This is a genomic window from Streptomyces sp. NPDC048566, from assembly GCF_043199735.1.
Classification (GTDB): domain Bacteria; phylum Actinomycetota; class Actinomycetes; order Streptomycetales; family Streptomycetaceae; genus Streptomyces.
Window position 1 is genome coordinate 588,649 of record NZ_JBICWL010000002.1, and the last position, 20,157, is coordinate 608,805.

General features: G+C 74.9%; 15 protein-coding genes. 12 read left to right on the forward strand and 3 right to left on the reverse strand.

Annotated features, from left to right (window positions below):
• Positions 1–170: 170 nt before the first annotated feature.
• Entirely contained in the window at positions 171–2,345 is a 2,175-nt protein-coding gene (locus ACGFS9_RS06505) for a primosomal protein N' (protein WP_393251178.1), read from the forward strand.
• Positions 2,346–2,522: 177 nt separating this feature from the next.
• Here ACGFS9_RS06505 and ACGFS9_RS06510 read toward each other — a convergent pair whose 3' ends face one another.
• Positions 2,523–3,062, reverse strand: a complete 540-nt coding sequence (locus ACGFS9_RS06510; protein ID WP_393251179.1) for a hypothetical protein — start codon at positions 3,060–3,062, stop codon at positions 2,523–2,525.
• Positions 3,063–3,451: 389 nt separating this feature from the next.
• On the opposite strand from ACGFS9_RS06510, the gene fmt reads away from it, so the two are divergent.
• Together fmt and ACGFS9_RS06520 are read left to right on the forward strand one after the other, a co-directional pair.
• Complete coding sequence (gene fmt, locus ACGFS9_RS06515; protein ID WP_393251180.1) at positions 3,452–4,384, forward strand: methionyl-tRNA formyltransferase; 933 nt, start codon at positions 3,452–3,454, stop codon at positions 4,382–4,384.
• 79 nt (positions 4,385–4,463) lie between these two features.
• A complete protein-coding gene (locus ACGFS9_RS06520; protein WP_393251181.1) occupies positions 4,464–5,897 on the forward strand; it encodes an RsmB/NOP family class I SAM-dependent RNA methyltransferase in 1,434 nt (477 codons plus the stop codon).
• Between the two features lie 104 nt (positions 5,898–6,001).
• On the opposite strand, the gene ACGFS9_RS06525 is transcribed toward ACGFS9_RS06520, so the two are convergent.
• Entirely contained in the window at positions 6,002–8,209 is a 2,208-nt protein-coding gene (locus ACGFS9_RS06525; RefSeq protein WP_393251182.1) for an MMPL family transporter, read from the reverse strand.
• A gap of 134 nt (positions 8,210–8,343) precedes the next feature.
• Between ACGFS9_RS06525 and rpe the strand changes: the two genes are divergently transcribed.
• The 5 genes from rpe to ACGFS9_RS06550 all read left to right on the forward strand — a co-directional run bounded on the left by rpe (position 8,344) and on the right by ACGFS9_RS06550 (position 14,511).
• Positions 8,344–9,030 (forward strand): ribulose-phosphate 3-epimerase, encoded by a 687-nt coding sequence (rpe, locus tag ACGFS9_RS06530; protein ID WP_393251183.1) that lies wholly within the window; start codon positions 8,344–8,346, stop codon positions 9,028–9,030.
• A 78-nt stretch (positions 9,031–9,108) separates the two neighbouring features.
• The gene (locus ACGFS9_RS06535) at positions 9,109–10,152 is read left to right on the forward strand and encodes a sugar-binding transcriptional regulator (RefSeq protein ID WP_393251184.1); all 1,044 of its coding nucleotides are present in this window, start codon (positions 9,109–9,111) and stop codon (positions 10,150–10,152) included.
• Between the two features lie 505 nt (positions 10,153–10,657).
• Positions 10,658–12,100 (forward strand): GuaB1 family IMP dehydrogenase-related protein, encoded by a 1,443-nt coding sequence (locus ACGFS9_RS06540; RefSeq protein ID WP_393251288.1) that lies wholly within the window; start codon positions 10,658–10,660, stop codon positions 12,098–12,100.
• Between the two features lie 447 nt (positions 12,101–12,547).
• Positions 12,548–14,029, forward strand: coding sequence for an amino acid permease (locus ACGFS9_RS06545; RefSeq protein ID WP_393251186.1), 1,482 nt, complete (start codon positions 12,548–12,550; stop codon positions 14,027–14,029).
• Positions 14,030–14,058: 29 nt separating this feature from the next.
• The gene (locus tag ACGFS9_RS06550) at positions 14,059–14,511 is read left to right on the forward strand and encodes an Lrp/AsnC family transcriptional regulator (protein ID WP_366700981.1); all 453 of its coding nucleotides are present in this window, start codon (positions 14,059–14,061) and stop codon (positions 14,509–14,511) included.
• 350 nt (positions 14,512–14,861) lie between these two features.
• Here the strand turns inward: ACGFS9_RS06550 and ACGFS9_RS06555 are convergent, their stop codons facing one another.
• Positions 14,862–15,602: a GntR family transcriptional regulator gene (locus ACGFS9_RS06555; RefSeq protein WP_393251187.1), complete on the reverse strand. Its 741-nt coding sequence runs from the start codon at positions 15,600–15,602 to the stop codon at positions 14,862–14,864.
• Between the two features lie 210 nt (positions 15,603–15,812).
• Here ACGFS9_RS06555 and ACGFS9_RS06560 point away from each other — a divergent pair, with 210 nt between their 5' ends.
• From ACGFS9_RS06560 to ACGFS9_RS06575, 4 genes are read left to right on the forward strand one after another with little or no spacing between them, the layout of a single operon-like run.
• Positions 15,813–16,970, forward strand: coding sequence for an ABC transporter substrate-binding protein (locus ACGFS9_RS06560; protein ID WP_393251188.1), 1,158 nt, complete (start codon positions 15,813–15,815; stop codon positions 16,968–16,970).
• The gene (locus ACGFS9_RS06565; RefSeq protein ID WP_393251189.1) at positions 16,967–17,875 is read left to right on the forward strand and encodes an ABC transporter permease; all 909 of its coding nucleotides are present in this window, start codon (positions 16,967–16,969) and stop codon (positions 17,873–17,875) included. The genes ACGFS9_RS06560 and ACGFS9_RS06565 overlap by 4 nt, the downstream gene beginning before the upstream one ends.
• Positions 17,863–18,681 carry an ABC transporter permease gene (locus tag ACGFS9_RS06570; RefSeq protein WP_393251190.1) on the forward strand — a complete coding sequence of 273 codons (819 nt, stop codon included), beginning with the start codon at positions 17,863–17,865 and terminating at the stop codon, positions 18,679–18,681. The genes ACGFS9_RS06565 and ACGFS9_RS06570 overlap by 13 nt, the downstream gene beginning before the upstream one ends.
• Positions 18,678–19,745, forward strand: a complete 1,068-nt coding sequence (locus tag ACGFS9_RS06575; protein WP_393251191.1) for an ABC transporter ATP-binding protein — start codon at positions 18,678–18,680, stop codon at positions 19,743–19,745. The genes ACGFS9_RS06570 and ACGFS9_RS06575 overlap by 4 nt, the downstream gene beginning before the upstream one ends.
• The last annotated feature ends 412 nt before the right edge of the window (positions 19,746–20,157 follow it).

The window sequence follows — 20,157 nt, forward strand, 5'->3', positions numbered from 1 at the left end:
GGCGGTGCCGTCCGGGAGGCGGCCTCGCACCCCGTCGCGCGGTCGCCCCCGGCGCCTGACCCGGTGCGGCGGCAGGCCCGCCCGCCCCGCCGTCCCGGCCGCCGGCAGCGCGCGGCCGGCCCCGTCGCAGGCCCGCGGCGGTGTCGGTGCGGTCTGGTAGGAATACTGCTGTGAGCAGCGCGAACGGGCGGCCCGAGGGCGAGGGGGCCGACGCGGACGGGGCGGGCGGCGCCGAGGGCGGCCCGCCCGAGCAGCTTGCGCTGATCCGGGAGACGGTCCGCCGGGCGAAGGCCCCGAAGGCCAAGCCGCGGACCTGGCGCGGGGCGCCGCTGGCGAAGGACCTGCCGGTCGCCCGGGTCCTGGTCGACAAAGGGGTGCTGCACCTCGACCGGTACTTCGACTACGCCGTGCCCGAGGACCTCGACGAGGCCGCGCGGCCGGGCGTGCGGGTCCGGGTGCGGTTCGGCGCCGGCGGGCGCACCGTCCGGGGCGGGCGGCGCGAGGGCGGCGGCCTGATCGACGGGTTCCTCGTCGAGCGGGTCGCCGCGTCGGACTACGCGGGGCCGCTGGCCGCCCTGGCCCAGGTCGTCTCGCCCGAGCCCGTCCTCGGCCCCGAGCTGCTGGGACTCGCCCGCGCCGTCGCCGACCGGTACGCCGGCTCGCTCGCCGACGTGCTGCAACTGGCCGTGCCGCCGCGGCACGCCCGAGCCGAGTCCCGCGACTCACCCCCGCCCCCGCCCGCGCCCGCCGCCCCCGACCCGGGGAGCTGGCGCCGATACGGGCGCGGGGCCGACTTCCTCGCCTCGCTCGCCGCGGGCGGGGCACCACGCGCCGTGTGGACCGCGCTGCCCGGGCCTGGCTGGGCCGAGGAGATCGCCCGCGCCGTGCAGGCGACGCTCGCCTCCGGCCGGGGCGCCCTCGTGGTCGTCCCGGCCGGCCGGCCCACCGCCCGCGTCGACGCTGCGCTGCGCACCCTGCTCGGCGACGACCGGCACGCGGTCCTCACCGCCGACGCGGGACCGGAGCGGCGCTACCGCGAGTGGCTCTCCGTACGGCGCGGTGCCGTACGGGCCGTGGTCGGCACCCGGGCCGCGATGTTCGCACCGGTCCGCGACCTCGGTCTGGTCGTCGTGTGGGACGACGGCGACGCCGGGCACAGCGACGACAACGCCCCCTTCCCGCACGTCCGCGAGGTGCTGGAACTGCGGGCGTCCCGGGACCGCTGCGGCTTCCTGCTGGGCGGCTGGACGTGCACGGTGGAGGCCGCCCAGCTGGTCGAGACCGGCTGGGCGCAGCCGCTGACCGCGAGCCGGGAGGAGGTGCGCGCCGCGGCGCCGCTCGTGCGGACCGTCGGGGACGGCGACCTCGCGCGCGACGAGGCGGCGCGTGCCGCGCGCCTGCCCACCCTCGCCTGGCAGGTCGTGCGCGACGGACTGCGCCGGGGCCCGGTGCTCGTCCAGGTGCCCCGGCGCGGCTACGTCCCGCGGATGGCGTGCGCCCGGTGCCGGGCGCCCGCGCGCTGCCGGCACTGCGCGGGCCCGCTGGAGGCGCAGGACGCGCGGGCGCTGCGCTGCGCCTGGTGCGGTCGGGACGAGGGCTCCTGGCACTGCCAGGAGTGCGGCGGCTTCCGGCTGCGCGCGCAGGTCGTCGGAGCGCGCCGTACCGCCGAGGAACTGGGGCGCGCGTTCCCCGCCGTCCCGGTGCGCACGTCCGGGCGGGAGCAGGTGCTCGACACGGTGTCCGCCGGCCCCGCCCTGGTGGTCAGCACCCCGGGCGCGGAACCGGTCGCCGAGGGCGGGTACGCGGCGGCCCTGCTGCTCGACGGCTGGGCCATGCTCGGGCGCCCCGACCTGCGGGCCGGTGAGGACGGCCTGCGCCGGTGGATCGGTGCGGCGGCGCTGGTGCGCCCGCAGGGCGAGGGCGGCACGGTCGTGGTGGTGGCGGAGCCGACCCTGCGGCCCGTCCAGGCGCTCGTGCGCTGGGACCCCGTCGGGCACGCGGTGCGGGAGCTCGCCGAGCGGGCCGAACTGGGCTTCCCCCCGGTGTCCCGGATGGCGTCCGTCTCCGGGACGCCGGAGGCACTCGCCGGTTTCCTGGCGAGCGCGGAACTGCCGCCCGACGCCGAGGTGCTGGGGCCGGTTCCGGTACCGGCCGCGGAGGCCGCGCGCGGGCGGCGGCCGGGCGGCCCACCCGCCGCGGAGGCGGCGGAACGGGTCCTGGTGCGTGTCCCGCCCGGCAGCGGAGCCGCGCTGGCCGCGGCGCTGAAGAGCGCGCAGGCCGCGCGGACGGCTCGCGGCGGGAGCGAGCCCGTGCGGATCCGGATCGACCCGCCGGACATCGGCTGACCGGCGCGCACGACCCGGCGCCGGCCGTCCGCGCCGGTCACCCGGCCCCGCCGCCCGGGGCGGCGTCCGGCGGGCCTCGGCGCGACCGGGCGCACCCGCTCACGACGGAGGCGGACATGCGACTGCCTCCCGGGGCGTCGGCCGGGAGGCAGTGCCGGTGGCCGGCGGGGGAGTGGGTCAGCCGTTGCGCGGGCCCGGGAAGGCGGTCGGCCTGACCTCGTCGCGGAACGTGCTGCCCGCGGTCGGCTGGGTCGGCATGGACCGGGCCGCGGGCACCGTGGGCACCGCCGGGAGTCCAGCCGCGACGGGGACCGCGCGGGGGCTCGCCGTCTCCGTGGCCCGCTCCGCGTCGGCGGCGGCCTGCGCTACGGCGCGGCGCGCGCCGTACCGGCGGTGGACCGCCTGCTTGGTCACCCCGAGGGCCGATCCCACGGCGTCCCACGAGAAGCCGAGCGAGCGGTCGAAGTCCACGGCCGCCGTGACCAGCGTCTCCACGCTGTCCCGCAGTTCCTGCGCGAGCCGGACGGTCGGGGCGGGAGCCCGCCCGTACACGACGAACCCGGTGGAGGGGCCCGAGCGGCGTGGGCGGTAGACGTTGCCCAGCTGGGCGGTGAGCGTGCGCAGTGCGTCCACCTGCCGGCGGACCCGCTCGATGTCCCGCACCAGCAAGTGCAGGCTGGCCCGAGCCTGGGCGTCGTGGGTTGCGTGGTCGGCCATGAACAAGCCTCTCGAACAGGCGTTGAAAGGGACCGGGCCGCGCCTGCGGCCCGCTGTGGTCAACTCTTTCTTGACCAACGCGTGGACGGGTGAGTGGTCACGCTGCGGGGGCGTGAGGGCCCGCGTGCGGGGCGCGCCGCCCGACGTACGCCCCCCGAGATCGCGGTCCCGCGCCCCCGGCCCGGCGGTCCGCGCACCGTGGTCGCCGTCCCGGCGGCGGCCCCGCGGTGGCCGCCGCCGGCGCCCCGCACGCCCCGGAGGAGAGCCGGGGCGGACCCCCGAGCCGGTCTGCCGCGGGCGGCATAGACTGGTGCGCCGCCCCGCGTGACGCCCCGTGCGCCCGCGCGCGGGCATGGAAGAGCTCCCGCCCGAGAGGCCAACCGCCACCCATGAAGCTCGTCTTCGCAGGCACCCCCGAGGTCGCCGTTCCCGCCCTGGACGCCCTGATCGCCTCCGAGCGGCACGAGGTGGCCGCCGTCGTGACCCGGCCGGACGCCCCGGCCGGACGGGGGCGGCGGCTCGTCGCGAGCCCGGTCGCCGTCCGTGCCGAGGAGGCCGGGATCGAGGTCCTCAAGCCCGCGAAGCCCCGGGACGAGGATTTCCTGGCCCGGCTGCGGGAGATCGGCCCCGACTGCTGCCCGGTGGTCGCCTACGGGGCGCTGCTGCCGCGCGTCGCCCTCGACGTCCCCGCGCACGGCTGGGTCAACCTGCACTTCTCGCTGCTCCCCGCCTGGCGCGGAGCCGCCCCCGTGCAGCACTCGATCATGGCCGGCGACGAGATCACGGGCGCCTCGACCTTCCTGATCGAGGAGGGCCTCGACTCGGGCCCCGTCTACGGCACGGTCACCGAGGAGATCCGGCCCAGCGACACCAGCGGCGACCTGCTGACCCGGCTCGCCTTCGCCGGCTCGGGCCTGCTCGCCGCGACCATGGACGGCATCGAGGACGGCACCGTCAAGGCGGTGCCCCAGCCCGCCGACGGCGTCAGCGCCGCACCGAAGATCACGGTCGAGGACGCGCACGTCGACTGGGCGGCGCCGGCCCTGCGGGTGGACCGCGTGGTGCGCGGCTGCACCCCGGCCCCGGGTGCCTGGACCGTCTTCCGCGGCGAGCGCCTCAAGCTCGTCCAGGTCGCCACCGTGCCCGACCGCACCGACCTCGCCCCGGGCGAGCTGTCCGTCGCCAAGAACGCCGTCCACGCGGGCACCGGTTCGCACGCCGTCGAGCTGCTCTGGGTGCAGGCGCAGGGCAAGAAGCCGATGCGGGCCGCCGACTGGGCGCGCGGGGTGCGCATCCCCTCCGGTGAGCGGCTCGGCGGCTGACCCTCGCCGCACGGCCCGCGTCCGCCCCGCGGCGTAGGCTGACGACCGCACCTCTTCCCGGATCCGGAGCACCTTTTTCGTGAGTGAGCAGTCCCGTCGGCCGAACAGGCCCGGCAAGCCCTACCGACGCCCCCAGAAGGACCCGGTCCGCATGCTCGCCTTCGAGGCGCTGCGGGCCGTGGACGAGCGGGACGCCTACGCCAACCTCGTCCTGCCGCCCCTGCTGCGCAAGGCCCGGGAGAAGGGCGACTTCGACGGCCGGGACGCCGCGCTCGCCACGGAGCTGGTCTACGGCACCCTGCGCCGCCAGGGGACGTACGACGCCGTCATCGCCGCCTGCGTCGACCGGCCGCTGCGCGAGGTCGACCCGCCGGTCCTCGACGTGCTCAGCCTCGGCGCGCACCAGCTGCTCGGCACCCGCATCCCCACCCACGCCGCCGTCTCGGCGTCGGTGGAGCTGGCCCGGGTGGTGCTCGGCGACGGGCGCGCGAAGTTCGTGAACGCCGTGCTGCGCAAGGTGGCCCGGCAGGACCTCGACGCCTGGCTGGAGCAGGTGGCGCCGCCCTACGACGAGGACCCCGAGGACCATCTCGCCGTGGTGCACTCGCATCCCCGGTGGGTGGTCTCCGCGCTGTGGGACTCCCTCGGCGGCGGCCGGGCCGGCATCGAGGACCTGCTGGAAGCCGACAACGAACGGCCCGAGGTCACCCTCGTCGCCCGGCCGGGACGCTCCACCGCGCGGGAACTGCTCGGTGCGCTGGATGCGGACTCGGCGCTGCCGGGCCGCTGGTCCCCGTACGCCGTGCGGCTCAGCGAGGGCGGCGAGCCCGGTGCGATCGACGCCGTCCGGGAGGGGCGCGCCGGCGTCCAGGACGAGGGCAGCCAGCTCGTCGCCGCGGCTCTCGCCAACGCACCGCTGGACGGACCCGACCGGCTCTGGCTGGACGGCTGCGCCGGACCGGGCGGCAAGGCCGCGCTGCTCGCGGGGCTCGCCGCCGGGCGCGGGGCGACCCTGCTCGCCTCCGAGAAGCAGCCGCACCGGGCGGGCCTGGTCGCCAAGGCGCTCGCCGGGAACCCCGGCCCCTACCAGGTGATCGCCGCCGACGGCACCCGCCCGCCGTGGCGCCCGGGCACCTTCGACCGGGTGCTCGTGGACGTGCCCTGCACCGGGCTGGGCGCCCTGCGCCGGCGCCCCGAGGCCCGCTGGCGGCGCCGCCCCGAGGACCTCGACGGCTTCGCCCCGCTCCAGCGCGGGCTGCTGCGCACGGCCCTGGAATCGGTCCGGGTCGGCGGGGTCGTCGGGTACGCGACCTGCTCGCCGCATCTCGCCGAGACCCGCGCGGTCGTCGACGATGTCCTCCGGCACGACGCGGACGGTGCCGCCGAACTCGTCGACGCCCGCCCCCTGCTGCCCGGCGTCCCGGCCCTCGGCGACGGCCCCGACATCCAGCTGTGGCCGCACCTGCACGGGACCGACGCGATGTACCTGGCGCTCATCCGGCGGACGGCCTGACCCTTCCGCGCGGCCCGCGTACGGCCCGCCCGGCCCGTCCACCAGCCCCCGGTTCGCCGGCCACCCGCCCGCCTCCCGCGGCGCGGACCGGGGCGGGGCGGCGGTCAGCCGGGCCGAGGCCCGGATCGGGCCTCCGGGCCGGCGCCGGAAGGGGAGCCGGGGGAACCGGGGGAACCGGGGGAGGAGGCCGCCGGCGGGCCGGAGCCGCCGTCCTCGCGCGACAGCCGGCTCGGCCACCACACCTTCGAGCCCACGTCCAGGAACAGCGAGGTCACGAGGATCGAGCGCACGACGAAGGTGTCCAGCAGCACGCCGAAGGCGACCGCGAAGCCGATCTCCGCGAACCCCACCACCGGAAGCGTGCCGAGCGCGGCGAACGTGCCGGCCAGCACCAGCCCCGCCGAGGTGATCACCGCCCCGGTGGCGGCGAGTCCGGTGACGACGCCCGGCCGGGTGCCCCGGCGGGCCGCCTCCTCGCGGATGCGGGTGGTCAGGAAGATGTTGTAGTCGATGCCGAGGGCGACCAGGAACACGAAGACGAACAGCGGGAACGCCACGTCCTCGCCCGCGTAGTCGAAGACGTGCCGGAAGGCCAGCGCGCTCACGCCGAGCGCGGCGGTCAGCGAGAGCACCACCGTCGCGATGAGCAGCAGCGGCGCGACCAGCGCCCGCAGCAGCACGCCGAGGACGAGCAGCACGACGACCAGCACCAGGGGGATGACCAGGTAGTTGTCGTGCGTCTGGGCGTTCTCCATGTCGAGCAGCGCCGCCGTGCCACCGCCCACCCGCGCGTCGGCGCCGGGCAGCTCGTGCACGGAGTCCCGCACCCGTTCGACCGTGGCCTTCGCCGCGTCGCTGTCGGACGGGTCGCGCAGCGTCGCCTCGAACAGTGCCTTGCCGTCGTGCTCCGGCGCGGCGCCCGGAGGCACGCCGATGCTCGCGGGCACCACGCCCGGATCCGCCGCCACGGCACGGCGGACCCGCTCGCCGGCCGCCGCGTCGGACACCACCACCAGCGGATCGCCGGAGCCTGCCGGGAAGTACTGCTCGGAGACCTCCTGGCCGACGATCGAGTCCGGCTTCCCCGTGAACTGGTCCGCCGTGGGGATGCCCGCCGCCCGCAGCCCGACGAGCCCGAGCGAGAGCACCGCCAGGGCGAGCGCCGTGCCGATCCAGGTGGCCCGGGGGCGCCCGGCGATGCGCCGGCCGGTGCGTGACCAGAAGCCGCCGCGCGTCGGATCGGTGGAGCCGGGGTGCGGCACGGCGGGCCAGAAGATCCAGCGTCCGAAGACCAGGAGCAGTGCCGGGAAGAGGGTGAGCATGGCGAGCAGCGCGACGGCCACGCCGATCGCCGCGACCGGGCCGAGGCCCCGCGTGGAGTTCATCTCGGCCACCAGCAGCACCAGCATGCTCAGGACGACGGTCGCCCCGGAGGCGAGGACGGCCGGCCCCGCCCGGTTCAGGGCGAGCGCCATCGCCTCGTGCCGGTCCTCGTGCCGGCGCAGTTCCTCCCGGTAGCGGGCGACGAGCAGCAGAGCGTAGTCGGTGCCCGCGCCGAACACGAGCACGGTGAGGATGCCCGCGCTCTGGCCGTTGACGGTCAGTCCGGCGTGCGTGGCCAGCAGGTAGATCAGCGCCTGGGCCGTGAACAGCGCGACGATCACCCCCAGCAGCGGCACGAACAGCAGGGTCGGGCTGCGGAAGGTGATCAGGAGCATCACGACGACGACCGCCATCGCGGCGTACAGCAGGGTGGAGTCGATGCCCTCGAATGCCTTGGCGGAGTCCGCGGCGGTCCCGCCCGGCCCGGTGATGTGCACGGCGAGCCCGTCCCCGCCCGGGCCGACCCGGTCGCGGATCGAGTCGACGGCGGGAGCGATGCGCTGCCAGCCCGACGCGTCCATGGTGATCGGCACGTAGATCTGTGCGGCCCGCGGGTCGGCCGGGCGGTCGAAGACCGGTCCCCGGGTCTCCGCCCCGCGAACGCCGTGGTCCCGCAGCCGCTCGATCTGCCGGACGTCCTGTTCGATCGCGCGCCGGTCCTGGGCGGTGAGCCCGCCCGGGCGTGCGTAGACGACGACCGCCGGGATCTGCTCGGGCCGGAACTCGCCGGAGACGTCCAGGACTTGCGTGGACTCCGCCGAGCCGGGCAGCCAGGACTGGGCGTCGTTGTCCTGCGCGTCGGTGAGCTTCATGCCCAGGGGGGCCACGAAGACGAGCACCAGGAGCCACAGCACCAGCACGAGCCACTTGGACCGCCGTCCGCACACGACGGCGACCGCCGTGCGCCGGACACCGCCGAGCCGGTTCATGCCCACCTCCGGGGCCGCGCGGGACACCGCCGGGAACCCCGGCACGGCACGCGGGGGCACCGCCGGCCCCGCCCGCGCCGACCGAGGGGCGGACCGGGGCGGGCAACCGGCCCGGAACATGGCAGGCTTGGGGCATGGCCGCGCAGATCAACCCCAGCATCCTGTCCGCCGACTTCGCCCGCCTCGCCGAGGAGGCGAAGGCGGTGGACGGCGCAGACTGGCTCCATGTCGACGTGATGGACAACCATTTCGTACCGAACCTCACGCTCGGTGTGCCGGTCGTGGAGGCGCTGGCCCGTGCGACGGACACTCCGCTGGACTGCCATCTGATGATCGAGGACGCCGATCGGTGGGCGCCCCGGTACGTGGAGGCGGGGGCCGGCTCGGTCACCTTCCACGCGGAGGCGGCGGCCGCACCGGTCAGGCTCGCCCGCGAGATCCGGGCCAAGGGAGCCCGTGCCTCGATGGCGCTCAAGCCGGCCACGCCCGTCGAGCCGTTCGAGGATCTGCTGCCCGAGCTCGACATGCTGCTGATCATGACCGTCGAGCCCGGCTTCGGCGGCCAGTCGTTCCTCGACATCATGCTCCCGAAGATCCGCCGCACCCGCGAGTTGATCAAAAAGCACGGCCTCGAACTGTGGCTCCAGGTCGACGGCGGTGTCGCGGAGTCGACGATCGAGCGCTGCGCCGAGGCGGGGGCCGACGTCTTCGTCGCCGGATCGGCCGTCTACGGGGCCGCGGACCCCGCCGAGGCGGTACGTGCCCTGCGCACCCGGGCCGAGGAGGCGACGGCGCGCGCCTCGTGGGCGTGCGACCACTGAACCAAGGGAACGTGAACGCCGCCCATCAGGGCTGATCAAGTCCGCCGGATCTGCGAGGATGAACGGCGAATCCAGAGTGTGAACAGCAGTGAGGAGATCGCCGTGTCGGGTATGTCGGCGGGCCGGTCGGCCATGCGGATGGGACCCGCTGAGCTGGTGCAGGCGGCGGCCATGGCCCGCCGTTTCTACCTCGAGGGCAAATCCAAGATCCAGATCGCCGAGGAGTTCGGCGTCAGCCGCTTCAAGGTGGCCCGGGTCCTGGAGACGGCCCTCGAACGGGATCTCGTGAGGATCGAGATCCGCGTCCCCGCCGAGCTGGACGCGGAGCGCTCGGACGCGCTGCGCGCCCGCTACGGCCTGCGGCACGCCGTGGTCGTCGAGTCCCCGGCGGACGCCGAGGAGTCGCCCGACCCGGAGAACCTCGGCGAGGTGGCCGCCGACCTGCTCGGTGAGCTGGTCAACGAGGGCGATGTGCTCGGCCTCGCCTGGGGCCGCTCCACCATCCACATGGCGGCGGCGCTGGACCGGCTCCCCCCGTGCACCGTGGTGCAGCTGACCGGGGTCTACGACGCGGGGACCGCCGAGCGCGGCTCCGTGGAGGCGGTGCGCCGCGCCGCACAGGTGTCCGGGGGCGACGCCCACCCCATCTACGCGCCGATGCTGCTGCCCGACGAGGCCACGGCGGCGGCGCTGCGCAACCAGACGGGCATCGCCCGCGCTTTCGAGTACTTCGACAAGGTCACGGTCGCCTGCGTCTCCATCGGCTCCTGGGAGCCCGGCATCTCCACGGTGCACGACATGCTCAGCGACGAGGAACGCGCGCACTACGCGTCCCTCGGCGTCGCCGCCGAGATGTCCGCGCACCTCTTCGACGCCGAGGGCCGCCGGGTCGGCCGCGACCTGGGCCAGCGCTGCATCACCGTCGAGGCCGACCGGCTGCGCCGCATCCCCGAGGTCGTGGCGATCGCCGGGGGGCAGCGCAAGGCCGCCGCCATCGACGCGGTGCTGCGCTCCGGACTCGTCACCAGCCTGGTGACGGACACCTCGGCCGCGGACTATCTGATGACGGCGGGTACGACCCCCCGTCCCGCGCTGAACCGGGCCGACCCGGACGGCCCCTGACGGGGCTGGTGGGCGCGCCCTGCGGGGACGGCCGTGGCGGCATCGACGCATGCCGCCACGGCACCACGCTCCTGAACGGCGACCGGCACACCGACTCCAAGGTCCTCGCCGCGATCCGTGCCAAGCTCGCCCGGGGAGCCGTCCCCGCAGGCGTTCGCGAGCCGTCCGGCCGGCGGCGCGGCGAGCCGTCCCGTGACCGGCGCCGCCACCCCGGCCGACCGGACGTCCACCGCCGCGCACGGCCGCTCCGCCCGCCCCGGGAGACCCGACCGGCTCCGCCGCCCGCCCCGAAGGATCCCGGAGCCGCCCGCCGGCCACCCCCGAGGGCCGGACGCCGTGCACGCGGTCGCCCCCGTCCTTGGAGGATCCGACCAGGCCCCCCTGACCTGCCTGGACGATCCGTCCGGGCATCGCATACCGGCCGTCATGGGACAATGAAGTACGTGCTCTTCCCCCTGGCTGACCTGTCCGGGGGCCACCTCTGATCGACTGGGATGTGCAGCACGTGCGTTTCCTCAACGACATCCAGCCCCCGTACGACCTGACGTACGACGACGTGTTCATGGTGCCCAGCCGCTCCGCGGTCGGCTCGCGCCAGGGCGTGGACCTCAGCTCCCCGGACGGCACGGGCACCACCATCCCGCTCGTCGTCGCCAACATGACGGCCATCGCCGGCCGGCGCATGGCGGAGACCGTCGCCCGCCGCGGCGGCCTGGTCGTCATCCCGCAGGACATCCCGATCGAGGTCGTCACCGAGGTCGTCTCCTGGGTCAAGGGGCGCCACCTGGTGCTCGACACCCCGATCGTCCTCGCGCCCCACCAGACCGTCGCCGACGCGCTGGCGCTGCTGCCCAAGCGCGCCCACAACGCGGGCGTCGTGGTGGACGAGGAGGGCCGCCCGGTCGGCGTGGTCACCGACGCCGACCTCACCGGCGTGGACCGCTTCACCCAGCTGTCCGAGGTCATGTCCAGGGACCTGCTGCTCCTCGACGCCGGCATCGAACCCCGCGAGGCGTTCAACCGGCTCGACGCCGCCAACCGCCGCTACGCCCCCGCGGTGGACGCGGACGGCCGCCTCGCCGGCATCCTCACCCGCAAGGGCGCCCTGCGCGCCACGCTGTACACCCCGGCCACCGACGGCGACGGCCGGCTGCGCATCGCCGCCGCCGTGGGCATCAACGGCGACGTGGCCGGCAAGGCCAAGCAGCTCCTCGACGCGGGCGTCGACACCCTCGTCATCGACACCGCGCACGGCCACCAGGAGTCGATGATCGCCGCCGTGCGCACGGTGCGCGCGCTCGACCCGCGCGTGCCCATCGTGGCGGGCAACATCGTGGCCGCCGAGGGCGTCAAGGACCTGATCGACGCCGGCGCCGACATCATCAAGGTCGGGGTCGGCCCCGGCGCCATGTGCACGACCCGCATGATGACGGGCGTCGGCCGGCCGCAGTTCTCCGCGGTCCTGGAGTGCTCGGCGGAGGCGCGCAAGTACGGCAAGCACGTGTGGGCCGACGGAGGTGTCCGCCACCCGCGCGACGTCGCCATGGCGCTGGCCGCCGGTGCGTCCAACGTCATGATCGGCTCCTGGTTCGCCGGGACCTACGAGTCGCCCGGCGACCTCCAGCAGGACGCCGAGGGCCGCTGGTACAAGGAGTCCTTCGGCATGGCCTCGGCGCGTGCCGTCAGGAACCGCACCAGCGAGGAGTCGGCCTACGACCGGGCCCGCAAGGCGCTGTTCGAGGAGGGCATCTCCACGTCGCGCATGTTCCTCGACCCGTCCCGCCCGGGCGTCGAGGACCTGATCGACTCGATCGTCGCCGGTGTCCGCTCGTCCTGCACCTACGCGGGCGCCAACTCCCTGGAGGAGTTCGCCGCCAACGCGATCGTCGGCATCCAGAGCGCCGCAGGCTACGCGGAGGGCAAGCCGCTGCACGCCAGCTGGAGCTAGTGCCCGGCGGGCACCTCTCGCTCCGGACCACCGGACCACTGGACCACCGGACCACCGGTCCGGCGGCGCCACGACGGCCCCCGGGCCCCTTCCGAGGGGCCGGGGGCCGTCGGCGTTCCCCGGCCGCGCGCGAGGAGCGGACGGGCGCCGGGCCGGGCGGAATTGACGGAGCGTCGGACCATCGTCCCGCGCACCCTTTTCACCGGCGAAGAGACGCTTTGTGCAACCATCGAAAGGCCCCGCGCAACGATCACCCATCAGGTCGCGCGGAACGCAACGATCATGCGACGGCGCGCAAGGTTGCTGCATTACGCCCGTGAAGTCCCAGCTCATAGGGTCGAGCGCGGTACACAGGTGTGGCGGGGACCCCGCTCGGCGGGTCCCTTCTGTCAGGGGTGCCGCCGGTCCCCGCCCTTTTCGACCGGCAGCGATGAAGGAGCCCCCCGCGTGCTCGACCACGGCGCACCCCCGCAGTCCCGAACCACCCCCTCCCCACCGTCCCCGGGGACCGGCGCCCGCCTGATGCGCCGCAAGCCCGTGGAGCGCTTGGTCGCCGAGGGCGGCAAGGGCGACGGGGGTTCGCTGCGCCGCTCCCTCGGACTGTGGCAGCTCACCATGATCAGCATCGGCGCCACCCTGGGCACCGGCATCTTCGTCGTCCTCGGCGAGGCCGTGCCCAAGGCCGGCCCGGCGGTCACGCTGTCCTTCGTCATCGCCGGCCTCACCGCGCTCTTCTCCGCCCTGTCCTACGCCGAACTGGCGGGCACCATCCCGGTCGCCGGGTCCTCCTACTCGTACGCCTACGCGACGATGGGCGAGCTGATCGCCTGGATCTGCGGCTGGTGCCTGGTCCTGGAGTACGGCGTCTCCGTCGCGGCCGTCGCCGTCGGCTGGGGCGAGTACCTGAACGAGCTGCTCGACGGCACCATAGGCGTCACCATCCCCGACGCCCTGTCGGCGCCGCCCGGCGACGGGGGCGTCTTCAACCTGCCGGCCCTCGTCGTGGTGCTGCTCGCCATGGCCTTCCTGCTCGGCGGCGCCAAGGAGTCCGCGCGCGCCAACACCATCATGGTGACCGTGAAGATCGCCGCGCTGGTGATGTTCTGCGCCATCGGCGTCCAGGGCTTCCGCTCCGGCAACTACGAGCACTTCATGCCGCTCGGCATGGCGGGCGTCAGCGCGGCCGGTGCCACCCTCTTCTTCTCCTACATCGGCTTCGACGCCGCCTCCACGGCGGGCGAGGAGGCCCGGGACGCGCAGCGCGACCTGCCGCGCGCGATCATGCTGTCGCTGGTCGTCGTCACCGCCCTGTACGTCCTCGTCGCGGCCGTCGCCGTCGGCGCGAAGCCCTGGCGCCGATTCGGCGACTCGGAGGCCACGCTCGCCGAGATCATGAAGGACGTCACCGGACAGACCTTCTGGGGCACGCTGCTCGCCGCCTGCGCCGTCATCGCCATCGCGAGCGTCGTGCTGACGGTGCTGTACGGCCAGACCCGCATCCTGTTCGCCATGTCCCGCGACGGTCTCGTGCCGAAGGTCTTCGGCCGCGTCCACCCCAAGACCGGCACCCCGCGCGCCAACACGGTGATCGTCTCGCTGTTCTGCGGTGTCCTCGCCGCCGCCATCCCGCTCGGCCAGCTCGCCGACGCCACCAGCATCGGCACCCTGTTCGCCTTCGCGCTGGTCAACGTCGCCGTCGTGGTGCTGCGCCGGACGCGCCCGGGCATGCGCCGCACTTTCCGGGTGCCGCTCGCGCCCGTGCTGCCCGCGATCGGCTTCCTGCTGTGCCTGTGGATGATGGCCAGTCTCTCCGCCGTCACCTGGGTGGTCTTCGGTGTCTGGATGGCCGTGGGGCTCGTGTTCTACTTCAGTTACGGCTACCGCCGGTCCCGGATGGCGACCGCGGAACCCGTCGCCGAGCAACCGTAGGACCCTCCCAGAAAAGTGAACCACCCGCAGTGCTGAACGATCTCGACGAACGCATCGTGCACGCCCTCGCCGAGGACGCCCGCCGCTCCTACGCCGACATCGGGCAACAGGTCGGCCTGTCCGCGCCCGCCGTGAAGCGACGGGTGGACCGGTTGCGGGCCACCGGTGCCATCACCGGGTTCACCGTACGGGTGGACCCGGCGGCGCTCGGCTGGGAGACCGAGGGGTTCGTCGAGATCTACTGCCGCCGCAACACCTCGCCGGAGACGATCCAGCGCGGTCTGGAGCGGTACCAGGAGGTGGTGGCCGCCTCCACCGTCACCGGTGAGGCGGACGCGGTCGTCCAGGTCTTCGCCTCGGACATGCGGCACTTCGAGCGGGTGCTGGAGCGGATCGCGGGGGAGCCCTTCGTGGAGCGGACGAAGTCCGTTCTCGTGCTCTCGCCGCTGCTGCGGAGGTTCTCCTCGGGGTCGCCCGCCTAGCGGGCTGCGGACGTCCCGTCGTTCGGCCGGAGGGCGCGCCGCGCGGCGTCGGGCGCGTGCTGTCGGCGTGCCGGGCGGACGCCCGCATACATCCCGTACCCGGGTTCCCGCCCGGTGCGGCGAGCGTGCCGTGCGGGGCACCGGCGGCAGCCGGGACGTCCGCGAGACCCGGGGCCCCGCCCCGGCCCTCTCCGTGCCCGCGGGCGGGGTCACGCGGGCCGCGGGGCCGCGGTGGCCGCCCGCACGCCTTCCCGTGCCGCGCGGGATGCTCCCGCGGGCGGTTCCCGGACCGGGCCCGGCGCCCGGCGCCCGCCGGGCAGCCCGTGCCCGTCCGGCGCCGGTCCCCGGCACTAGCCGGCCGTCTTCCTCGCCAGGGCGTTGCTGCCCGTCGAGTTGTGGACGCTGAAGCTCACCGCGTCGGACCGGTAGCGGTCGTCGGACCATTCGACCGGACGGCCCTCGCGCGTGGTGGTGACGCGGCGGACCCGCAGCAGCGGACTGGTCCGGCGGACGCCGAGCAGCTCGGCGTCCCGCGCGCCGGCGGCGACGGCGTCGATCACGTGCTCGCCGTAGGCGAAGACCAGGCCGGTGTCCTCGAACAGGCGCTGGGTGACGGACGGGCACTCGGGCTCGACGGCGGCCACGGCGGCGGAGATCCAGTCCGCGTACACCGTGCGCTCCAGCAGGACCGGCTCGCCGTCCAGGCCGCGCACCCGCAGGACGTGCAGCACCGGCGTGCGCTCACGGAGTTGGAGGAGCACGGCGTCCTCGGCGGTGGCCGGCAGGTACTCCTGCGCCACCACGTGCCCGCTCGCCTCGCGCCCCATCGCCCGCGCCCACTGGGCGAAGCTGCGCAACTCGGCGAAGCTCTGGCTGCGCCGGCTCGCCAGCACCACGCGCCGGGCGCCCTGGCGCGAGCCGATCAGCCCCTCGGCGGTCAGTGCCGCGACGGCCTGGCGCACCGTCCCGCGCGAGACGCCGTAGTGGGCGGCGAGGTCGGTCTCCGCCGGCAGCAGGCTGCCCACCGTGTACTCCTCGCGGCCGATCGCCCGCCGCAGCTCCTCGGCGATCTCCTCGTGTCGCGCCGGCATGCTTCCCCTCTGGACGGACCGGTGTGCACAGCGTGATCAGCCTAATCGACCCGGCGCGGTCGTCCGCGGCAGCCGGGATTGTGCAGCGAATCAAGGGCCATGGTTTCGACGGAGTTCACGAACGAGACACCCGTGCCGGGCCTACTGGGGCCAACTTGTTCAGACAAGTTCTCCGTCCTACCTCACCCTCGTGTGTCATCTGGAGAGACCGTGACCGTGTTCCTGCCGAGGACCGCCCTCCGCACCGGCGGCCTCGCCGTCGTCGCCGCTCTCGCCCTGGGCGCCTGCGGCGCCGCCCCCGACGACAAGGCGACCACCGCCGACGGCAAGAGCGCGGCCACCGCGACCTCCGCCGCGGACTTCGGCGGCCTCGACGCCCTGGCCGAGGCGGCCCGGAAGGAGGGCACGCTCCACGCGATCGCCCTGCCCCGCGACTGGGCCAACTACGGCGCCCTGATCGACGGCTTCACCAAGAAGTACGGCATCAAGATCGACGTCGAGAGCCCCGACGGCTCCAGCCAGGACGAGATCAACGCCGTCACCTCCCGCAAGGGCCAGGACCGCGCCCCGGACGTCCTCGACCTCGGCAGCTCCTTCGCCCTGAGCGCCGCCCGGCAGGGACTGCTCGCCCCGTACAAGGTGGCCGCCTTCGGCGACATCCCCGAGGAGCAGAAGGACGCCGCCGGCCGCTGGTACAACGACTACGGCGGCTACATCTCGATCGGCTGCGACGCCAAGAAGGTCAAGGAGTGCCCCACGACCTTCAAGGACCTGCTCAAGCCGCAGTACAAGGGCCAGGTCGCCCTCAACGGCAACCCCACCAAGTCGGGTTCGGCGTTCGGCGGCGTCTACGCCGCCGCGCTGGCCGGCGGCGGCTCCTTCGACGACATCCAGCCCGGCCTCGACTTCTTCGCCCGGCTGAAGAAGAACGGCAACTACACGCCCGTCGAGTCGACCCCGGCCACCGTCGAGAAGGGCGAGACGCCCATCAGCATCGACTGGGACTACCTGAACGCCGGCTACGCCGACGAGTTCACGTCCAAGGGCGTCGACTGGAAGGTCGCCATCCCCTCCGACGGCCGGTACGCCCAGTACTACTCCCAGGCCGTCAACAAGGACGCGCCGCACCCGGCCGCCGCCCGCCTGTGGCAGGAGTACGTGTACAGCGCCGAGGGCCAGAACCTCTGGCTCAAGGGCTACGCCCGCCCCGTCCTGATGCCCGCGATGGACAAGGCCGGCACGCTCGACAAGACGGCCGCCGCGAAGCTCCCCGCCGTCTCCGGCACGCCGAGCTTCCCGACCGAGGACCAGCAGGACAAGGCCAAGACCGTGCTCGGCCAGGGCTGGGGCAAGGCCGTCTCCGGATGACCGCCGCCCTCACCGAGGCCCCGGCCGACGTGTCTCCCGCCGCTGCCGGTCGGCAGCGGCGGGGCCGCGGCGCCCCCGGCCTGCTCGCCGTCCTGCCCCTGCTCGTCTTCGCCGCGATCGCCTTCGGCATCCCCGCCCTCGCCATGCTGAACGGCGCCTTCACCGTCAAGAACGAGGTCACCGGCGCCAGTTCGTACACCACGGCGAACCTCACCGACTCGTTCCAGGGCGCCTACCTCACGGCACTCCTCGGCAGCGTCAAGCTGTCCGCGGTCTCCGCGATCCTGGCGACCCTCCTCGGACTGCCCCTCGCCCAGGCCGTGGTGACCTCCCGCTTCCGCGCGCTGCGCGAGGCCGTGCTCACCGCCTCCGGGGTCCTCGCCAACTTCGGCGGCGTCCCGCTCGCCTTCGCCTTCGTCGCCACCCTCGGCAACTCCGGTGTCCTGACCCGGCACCTCGGCCTCGCGGACAAGGGCTGGAACCTCTACAGCTTCTGGGGTCTGGTCATCGTCTACCTGTACTTCCTGATCCCGCTCATGGTCCTCACCATCACGCCCGCCCTCGACGGACTGCGCTCGCAGTGGCGCGAGGCGGCGCTGAACAACGGCGCGACCTCCGTGCAGTACTGGCGGCACGTGGCGCTGCCCGTCCTCGCGCCCTCCCTGCTCGGCGGCGGCGTGCTCCTGTTCGGCAGCGCCTTCGCCGCGTACGCCACCGCCGCCGCCATGGTCGGCAGCGCCGTCCCGCTGGTCACCCTGCAGATCGCCGACGCCATCTCGGGCAACGTGCTGGTCGGCCAGGAGAACGTGGCGCTCGCCCTGAGCCTCGACATGGTCCTCGTCGCGGGCCTGGTCATGGCCGTGTACCTGCCCCTGCAACGACGGAGCGCGCGATGGCTCGCCTGAACCCGTGGCGCTGGGTGGTCCTCGCCCTCGCCGGCCTGTACTTCCTGGTGCCCATGGCCGCGTCCGTGGTCTTCACGGTCGACGTGCCCGGTCACGGCGTCACCTTCGACGCCTACACCCGGATCGTCTCCGCCGACGGGTTCGTCCCCAGCCTGCTGCTCTCCCTGGAACTGGCCGTCGCCACCATCGTCGTGGTGCTGCTCCTGACGGTCCCGGCCACCGTCGCGCTGCGGCTCGGCGCGCCCCGGCTGCGGCCCGTCGTCGAGGTGGTGTGCTCGCTGCCCCTGGTGGTCCCGCCGATCGCCTTCGTCGCCGGCATGGCCACCGTCCTCAAGTGGGGACCCGACCACCTCTCGCGCACCCCGCTGTTCCAGACCTTCGTGGCCGTCCAGAACCCGGACTTCCCGGTCGTGCTCGTCCTCGCCTACGTCGTCATGGCGCTGCCGTTCGTCCACCGGGCCCTCGACGCCGGACTCCGTGCCGTCGACGTGCGCACCCTCGTCGAGGCCGCCCGGAGCTGCGGCGCGAGCCGGCCGCAGGCACTGGTCCGCGCCGTACTGCCCAACCTGCGCGGCGCGCTGCTCAACGCCTCCTTCCTCACCCTCGCCCTGGTGCTCGGCGAGTTCACGGTCGCCCGGCTCCTCGGCTACCAGCCGTTCGCCGTGTGGATCTACAACGTCGGCGGCTCACAGGCCCAGTTGTCCGTCGCCGTCTCCGTGCTCAGCCTGTTCGTCACCTGGGCCCTGCTCCTCGCGCTCGCCGTCTTCGGCGGCCGCTCCCGTACCGCTTCCGCCTCCCGGGGATGACCATGACCCTCGCCACGCCCGACCGGCCCGCCACTGTCGAATTCCGCGCACTGCGCCGGGAGTTCGGCCCGACCGTCGCGCTCGACGGCCTCGACCTCGCCGTCCGGCCCGGTGAACTCCTCGCCCTGCTCGGCCCCTCCGGCTGCGGCAAGACCACCGCGCTGCGCATGCTCGCCGGCTTCGAACACCCCGACTCCGGTGAGGTGCTGGTCGACGGCGAGGACGTCACCCGGGTCCCGGCACACCGGCGTGACGCCGGGATGGTCTTCCAGTCCTACAGCCTCTTCCCCCATCTGAGCGCCCTCGACAACGTCGCCTTCGGGCTGCGGATGCGCAAGGTCCGCACGGCCGAACGGCGTTCCCGAGCAGCCGAGTTGCTCGACCTGGTGGGTCTCGCGGACAAGGGGGAGCGGTATCCGCACCAGCTCTCCGGCGGACAGCAGCAGCGCGTCGCGCTGGCCCGCGCGCTCGCGCTGCGGCCCCGGGTCCTGCTGCTCGACGAGCCGCTCTCCGCCCTGGACGCCAAGGTGCGCCTGTCGCTGCGCGAGGAGATCCGCCGGCTCCAGCGGGAACTCGGCATCACCACGCTGTTCGTGACCCACGACCAGGAGGAGGCGTTGTCGATGGCGGACCGGGTCGCGGTGATGCGGTCCGGCAGGCTCGAACAGTGCGCGGAACCCGCCGCGCTGTACGGACGGCCGGCCACGGCCTTCGTGGCCGAGTTCGTGGGCACGATGAGCCGGGTCCCGGGCACCCTCGACGGCGGGTCCGTGTCCGTCCTCGGCCGCCGGCTGCCGGTGGACGGGGAGGCGCCCGCCGAGCGCGAGGTGGACGTGCTGGTCCGGCCGGAGGCCGTGCGGGTGAGCGCCGACGAGGCGGGGGACGCCCGGCTCGTCGGCACCGCGTTCCTCGGCGCGGCCACCCGGGTCACCGTGCGGCTGGCCGGCGGCACCGAGGTCAAGGCCGACCTGCCCACGCACGAGGCCGCGGCGCTCGCCCCGGGCGCGGCGGTCACGGTGACCCTGCCGGAACGGCCGGTCCTCGTCGCCGCGCGCACGAGCTGAGCACCGGACGTCTCCTCCTCGGTCCCGATCCGGCGCGACGTGCCCGGCGCCGCCCGCGGGCGCCGGCGCGGCCGTCCGACCCGCGGGCGGTGGGCGGCCGGTAGCTCGCGCCGAGGCCGGGGCGGGCCGCGATCCCCGGAGCGCCCGGGAGACCACGGCCGGCTGCCCGGGGCTCCGCCGGTCCGGGGCCGCGGGCAGGCCCCGGCGGGCCGTCGGCTCCCGGCGGGCGCGCAAGCGGCCCGTCGTCGGAGGGGCGCCGGGGCGCCGTCCGGCGGCCCGGCCGCGGGACGATCGTGCGGCCTCCGGGCCGTCGTCCGGGTGGCCTCGGCGACCCGCGCCCTCCGGTCGGCCCACCGGGCGCCGGGGTGCCGGCGGACGTGCGGTTCGCCCCCGCGCGGTCCCGCTTCCGGCG

Bases quoted from the DNA above. Each gene is read 5' to 3' on its own strand.
- rpe (WP_393251183.1), top strand. From the start codon at position 8,344: ATGGCCGCGCAGATCAACCCCAGCATCCTGTCCGCCGACTTCGCCCGC.
- fmt (WP_393251180.1), top strand. From the start codon at position 3,452: ATGAAGCTCGTCTTCGCAGGCACCCCCGAGGTCGCCGTTCCCGCCCTG.
- ACGFS9_RS06510 (WP_393251179.1), bottom strand. From the start codon at position 3,062: ATGGCCGACCACGCAACCCACGACGCCCAGGCTCGGGCCAGCCTGCAC.
- ACGFS9_RS06525 (WP_393251182.1), bottom strand. From the start codon at position 8,209: ATGAACCGGCTCGGCGGTGTCCGGCGCACGGCGGTCGCCGTCGTGTGC.
- ACGFS9_RS06565 (WP_393251189.1), top strand. From the start codon at position 16,967: ATGACCGCCGCCCTCACCGAGGCCCCGGCCGACGTGTCTCCCGCCGCT.
- ACGFS9_RS06570 (WP_393251190.1), top strand. From the start codon at position 17,863: ATGGCTCGCCTGAACCCGTGGCGCTGGGTGGTCCTCGCCCTCGCCGGC.
- ACGFS9_RS06575 (WP_393251191.1), top strand. From the start codon at position 18,678: ATGACCATGACCCTCGCCACGCCCGACCGGCCCGCCACTGTCGAATTC.
- ACGFS9_RS06555 (WP_393251187.1), bottom strand. From the start codon at position 15,602: ATGCCGGCGCGACACGAGGAGATCGCCGAGGAGCTGCGGCGGGCGATC.